A 1,311-nucleotide genomic window follows, 5' to 3' on the forward strand; every position below is an offset into this window, starting at 1 on the left:
ATCACCGGGAAGTGGAACGCCATGTGGCACTCGTCGCCGCCGCCCCGGAAGTCACCGAAGTAGTCGACGACGTCCTCCGGCCACTGGTTGGCCTCGGCGAGGAGCACCTTGTCGGCGTACTGGGCGTCGATCTCCTTGCGCACCCGCTTCAGGAACTCGTGGGTCGCGGGCAGGTTCTCGCAGTTGGTGCCCTCCTGCTGGTACAGGTACGGCACCGCGTCCAGCCGGAACCCGTCGATGCCGAGATCCAGCCAGAACTTCAGCGCGGAGATCATCTCCTCCTGCACGGCCGGGTTCTCGTAGTTCAGATCCGGCTGGTGCGAGAAGAAGCGATGCCAGTAGTACTGCTTGCGCACCGGGTCGTACGTCCAGTTGGAGGCCTCGGTGTCGACGAAGATGATCCGGGCGTCCTGGAACTGCTTGTCGTCGTCGGCCCAGACGTAGTAGTCCCCGTACGGACCGTCCGGGTCCCGCCTCGACTCCTGGAACCACGGGTGCTGGTCGCTGGTGTGGTTCATGACGAAGTCGATGATGACGCGCATGCCGCGCTGGTGGGCGGCGTCCACGAACTCCACGAAGTCGGCGAGGTCACCGAACTCCGGCAGGACGGCGGTGTAGTCGGAGACGTCGTAACCGCCGTCCCTGAGCGGTGACTTGAAGAACGGCGGCAGCCACAGGCAGTCCACGCCGAGCCACTGCAGATAGTCGAGCTTGGCGGTCAGGCCCTTCAGGTCGCCGACGCCGTCGCCGTTGCTGTCCTGGAAGGAGCGGACCAGGACCTCGTAGAAGACGGCGCGTTTGAACCAATCCGGGTCCCGGTCCCCCGCGGGAGTGTCCTCGAAGGTGTCCGGAACGGGCTCGTTGACGATCATATGGTGGGTGACCCTCCGATCTGCGGGGTGGACGGTCGCAGGACGGTGAAGACGTGCGCGGGCCTGTGACCCGGTTCCAGGCGCACATAGTTGGCCCTGCCCCAGTAGTAGGTCTCGCCGGTCAGCTCGTCGCGCACCGGCACGGACTCGTGCCAATCCAGGCCGAGTTGCGGCATGTTCAACGAGACCGTGGCCTCCTGGGTGCTGTGCGGGTCCAGGTTGGCCACCACCAGAACCGTGTTCGACCCGCTCCGCTTCGAGTAGGCGATCACCGCTTCCTTGTCGGCGTGGTGGAAGTGCAGGTCGCGCAGCTGACGGAGGGCGGGACTGCGGCGCCGGACGTCGTTGAGCCGGGTGATGAGCGGCGCGATGGTCCGCCCCTCCCGCTCGGCGGCCGCCCAGTCACGCGGCCGGAGCTGGTACTTCTCCGAGTTCAGGT

General features: G+C 66.2%; 2 protein-coding genes. Both read right to left on the reverse strand.

The window, feature by feature from the left end; genetic code table 11:
- A partial coding sequence (locus ACZ7N4_RS39155) for an alpha-amylase family glycosyl hydrolase (RefSeq protein WP_471368813.1) occupies positions 1–872 on the reverse strand: 872 nt, incomplete at its 3' end.
- On the reverse strand, positions 869–1,311 hold a 443-nt coding region (locus ACZ7N4_RS39160; protein ID WP_471368816.1), incomplete at its 5' end, for an alpha-glucosidase C-terminal domain-containing protein. The genes ACZ7N4_RS39160 and ACZ7N4_RS39155, both read right to left, overlap by 4 nt.

Source organism: Streptomyces sp. NPDC107654 (assembly GCF_055639035.1).